The organism is Dietzia sp. DQ12-76 (assembly GCF_014145045.1).
Classification (GTDB): Bacteria; Actinomycetota; Actinomycetes; order Mycobacteriales; family Mycobacteriaceae; genus Dietzia.
On record NZ_JAALDV010000175.1, the window covers coordinates 11,478 to 15,341 of the forward strand.

At 70.2% G+C, this 3,864-nt stretch carries 6 protein-coding genes; all 6 read right to left on the reverse strand.

What is annotated here, in order from left to right; genetic code table 11:
* The coding region (locus G6019_RS07305) for an amidohydrolase family protein (RefSeq protein WP_182627307.1) at positions 1–324 on the reverse strand (324 nt) is incomplete at its 3' end.
* Positions 321–1,262: an aspartate carbamoyltransferase catalytic subunit gene (locus G6019_RS07310; RefSeq protein ID WP_107756529.1), complete on the reverse strand. Its 942-nt coding sequence runs from the start codon at positions 1,260–1,262 to the stop codon at positions 321–323. The genes G6019_RS07305 and G6019_RS07310, both read right to left, overlap by 4 nt.
* The gene (gene pyrR / locus G6019_RS07315; protein WP_182612038.1) at positions 1,259–1,843 is read right to left on the reverse strand and encodes a bifunctional pyr operon transcriptional regulator/uracil phosphoribosyltransferase PyrR; all 585 of its coding nucleotides are present in this window, start codon (positions 1,841–1,843) and stop codon (positions 1,259–1,261) included. Before pyrR ends, G6019_RS07310 begins: the two co-directional genes overlap by 4 nt.
* Positions 1,844–1,911: 68 nt before the next feature.
* Positions 1,912–2,457, reverse strand: a complete 546-nt coding sequence (gene nusB / locus G6019_RS07320; RefSeq protein WP_182612037.1) for a transcription antitermination factor NusB — start codon at positions 2,455–2,457, stop codon at positions 1,912–1,914.
* A gap of 2 nt (positions 2,458–2,459) precedes the next feature.
* Positions 2,460–3,023, reverse strand: a complete 564-nt coding sequence (gene efp, locus G6019_RS07325) for an elongation factor P (protein ID WP_107756532.1) — start codon at positions 3,021–3,023, stop codon at positions 2,460–2,462.
* Positions 3,024–3,098: 75 nt separating this feature from the next.
* On the reverse strand, positions 3,099–3,864 hold a 766-nt coding region (locus G6019_RS07330; protein ID WP_182627309.1), incomplete at its 5' end, for a M24 family metallopeptidase.

Consider the following 3,864-nt stretch of genomic DNA (forward strand, 5'->3'; position numbering starts at 1 on the left):
CGTCTGGTTGTCCTGCGGCGGCTGGGTGTTGGCCATGGCGAACACAGCGGTGTATCCGCCTCGCGCCGCGGCTGCCGACCCGGTGGCGACGGTCTCGGTGTCCTCGCGTCCGGGTTCGCGGAGATGGGTGTGGAGGTCGACGAACCCGGGCAGCAGGACGGCGCCGCCCAGGTCGTGGACCTCCGCGTCACCGGGCAGGTCGGCGCCGGCGTCGGGCCCGATCGCGGCGACGAGCCCGTCCCTGACCAGCACGTCGACGGGGTCGCCCTCCCCGTAGGGCCGGACCCGGCGCAGTAACAGGGTCGGGTGGTGGTGGGCGTTCACTCGGGGTTTCCTTCCGTTCCGACGAGGGTGTGGAGCAGTATCGACATCCGCACGTGGACTCCGTTGGTGACCTGTTGGAGGATCGCCGCGGACGGCGCGTCGGCCGTGTCGAAGCCGATCTCCATCCCCCGGACCATCGGGCCGGGATGGAGGACGACCGCGTTCTCGCGCAACCGGGCCGCGCGGGCGGGTCCCAGGCCGTAGCGCACCGCGTACTCGCGGGCGGACGGGAAGAAGCCGCCGTTCATCCGTTCGGCCTGCACGCGCAGCATCATCACCGCGTCCGCGCCAGGCAGTTCGTCGTCGAGGTCGGTGGACACCCTGACCGGCCAGTGTCCGACGCCCACCGGGAGCAGGGTGGGCGGGGCGACCAGTACGACCTCGGCGCCGAGGGTCGACAACAGCAGCGCATTCGACCGCGCGACCCGGGAGTGCAGGATGTCGCCGACGATCACCACGCGGCGGCCCTCGATCCCCCCCAGACGTTCCCGGATGGTCATCGCGTCGAGCAGAGCCTGGGTCGGGTGCTCGTGCATCCCGTCACCGGCGTTGATGACCGAGGGGCCGGCGCCTCCGGGGGCCACCCACCCGGCGATCTGGAGGGCCGATCCCGAGGCCGGATGGCGGACGATGAGCGCGTCGGCCCCTACGGCGGTCAGCGTCATGGCGGTGTCACGGAGGGATTCGCCCTTCTGCACCGAGGAGGCGCTCGCGGAGACGTTGATCACGTCGGCACTCATCCACTTTCCGGCGGTCTCGAAGGAGACCCGGGTCCGCGTGGAGTTCTCGTAGAAGACGGTCAGCACGGTCTTGCCCCGGAGGGTCGGGAGCTTGCGCACCTCGCGGCCGAGGAGCGCCTCCTTGAGACGGTCCGCCTCGTCGAGGATCGACAGCGCCGCGTCGCGGTCGAGATCGGCGGCGGAGAGGAGATGCTTCACAGGGTGTCCTCCGGAGTCGGCCGACGCAGGACCACAGTGTCGACCCCGTCCGTCTCCACGAGTCGGACGGAGACGCCCTCCTCACGCGAGGTGGGGACGTTCTTGCCCACGTAGTCGGCACGGATCGGCAGTTCTCGGTGCCCGCGGTCGACCAGGACGGCGAGTTGGACGCGCGCGGGCCGCCCGAGGTCTCGGAGCGCGTCGAACGCCGCCCGGATGGTGCGGCCGGAGAACAGGACGTCGTCGACCAGGATCACGGTCGCCCCGTCGACCCCGTCCGGCGGGACCGTGGTGGGGCTCATGGGGCGGTGCGGTCCCCCGGCGAGGTCGTCCCGGTACAGGGTGACGTCCAACGAGCCGGCGTGCACCGCGGCTCCGCTGAACTCGCGGATGCGCTCGGCCAGCCGATGGGCGAGGGGCACCCCGCGGGTCGGGATACCGAGCAGGAGGACGGGACCCGAATCCGGGGAGTCCGCGGCCGTGCGTTCGATGATCTGATGGGCCAGTCGGGACACCGTCCTGGCGACGTCGTCAGACGTGAAGAGTGAAACCGAGGTCGACTCCGGACCGTCAGTACTCACCGATCACCACCTCCTTGTCCGCCTCTCTGGACGGCTCGTTAAAGGGATAGCTTTCGGGTTGAACCCTATCAGTCCCCGGCCCCCGGCCCCGGCGGGTCGGGGGTGGGCTCCGACACGTGCGCGGTCGGCGCCGGATCGAGCGAGGACACCGCGCGTTCGGCGGCCCGGATGTGCTCGGCGAGACCGGCGACGCGGTCGAGGACGGCGTTGACGTAGGGAACCGACTTCTCGGCCGACAGGTCCGAGATCAGCAGCACGGACTGGTCGATCACGATCGCCGCGTCCACGTCCTCGGTCCCGAACAGCAGCTCCCACGCTCCCGCCCGCAGCACCGCCCGGTCCACGGCCGGCAGGCGCTCGAGGGTCCAGTCCCGCAGGTGCTCGGAGATCATCGAGTCGAGACGGTCCAGCCGCTGCGCCACGCCCGTGACGATCTCCATGGTGTACGACGCCACGTCGTGGAACTCCTGCGACTCCTCGCCCATCCGCCGGCGCTCCTCCGCGAGTGCCACCACATCGGCGTCGCGGAGTTCCGCCTCGAACAGCAGGGCCACCGCTCGCTTGCGCGCACGGAATCTCGATCCCCGGCGCCGGTGATCTGCCTCGTCCGCCATGGTCAGTCGTTCACCCGGCTGAGGTACCGGCCGTCGCGGGTGTCGATGCGGAGCTTGTCGCCCGTGTTGATGAACAGCGGGACGTGGACCTCGGCACCGGTCTCGAGTGTGGCGGGCTTGGTGCCGCCGGTCGACCGGTCACCCTGGAGACCCGGATCGGTGTGCTGGACCACCAGGTCCACCGCGACGGGCATCTCGGCGAACAGCGGCACGCCCTCGTGCATCGAGACCTGGACGCTGGTGTTCTCCAGGAGGAAGCGGGCACCGTCCCCCATCACGGCGGGCGAGACGTTGATCTGCTCGAAGTCCTTCTCGTCCATGAGGACGTAGTCCTCCCCGTCGCGGTATAGAAAGGTCATGTCGCGGCGGTCCACCGTCGCGGTCTCCACCTTGACCCCGGCGTTGTAGGTCTTGTCGACGATCTTGCCGGAAACGACGTTCTTGATCTTCGTGCGGACGAAGGCGGGGCCCTTACCCGGCTTGACGTGCTGGAACTCCTGGATCTGCCACAGGTTCCCCTCCTCCTTGAGGACGAGGCCGTTCTTGAAATCGGCGGTGGACGCCATGGTCGGTTCTCCTTCGCGAGTCGTCGGCGGGCGGCAGTGGACCGGCGCCGCGCGGATGTTCTGTGGGACGGCGGCTCAGAGCACGGTCAGCGCCGTCGACGTGGTGGTCAGGGATCTACCGCTCCCGCCGGTGACGGCCACGGTGTCCTCGATTCGGATCCCGCCGAGCCCGGGGAGGTAGATCCCCGGCTCGATGGTGATCACATCGCCGTCGGACAGTGTACTCGCGGACCTGGTGGACACCGCGGGCGCTTCGTGGACATCCAGTCCCACGCCGTGACCCAGCGAATGGCCGAAGTGCTCGCCGAACCCCGCGTCGGAGATGATGCCCCGGCTCACGCCGTCGAGTTCCCCGCAGGCCAGTCCCTCCCGAACCGCGGACACACCGGCGCGATGCGCGCGACTGACCACCTCGTAGGCGTCGAGGAGCCTGTCCGCGGCGCCCGCGAACGCCACCGTGCGGGTGCAGTCCGAGGCGTAGCCGGAGACGGTCGCACCGAAATCGACGACCACGAGATCGCCGGGGGCGAGCCGCCTGTCCCCCGGGACGTGGTGCGGGAACGCCCCGTTGGGACCCGAGGCGACGATGGTCTCGAACGCGACGCCGTCCGAACCAGCCCGTCGCATGGCGTGTTCGAGGTCCGCTGCGACCTCACGCTCGCTGCGGCCCGGGGCGAGTACGCCGTGGGCGAGCACATGGGTCCAGGCGTCGTCGACGACCCGGCAGGCACGCTCGATGAGACCGATCTCGACACTGTCCTTCGTCCTCCTCACCCGCTCCACCACGCCACTGGTCTCGACGAGCGGCGCGTCCGCGGCTCCGAGGTCGGCGAGCACCCGC

Bases quoted from the DNA above. Each gene is read 5' to 3' on its own strand.
- efp (WP_107756532.1), bottom strand. From the start codon at position 3,023: ATGGCGTCCACCGCCGATTTCAAGAACGGCCTCGTCCTCAAGGAGGAG.
- nusB (WP_182612037.1), bottom strand. From the start codon at position 2,457: ATGGCGGACGAGGCAGATCACCGGCGCCGGGGATCGAGATTCCGTGCG.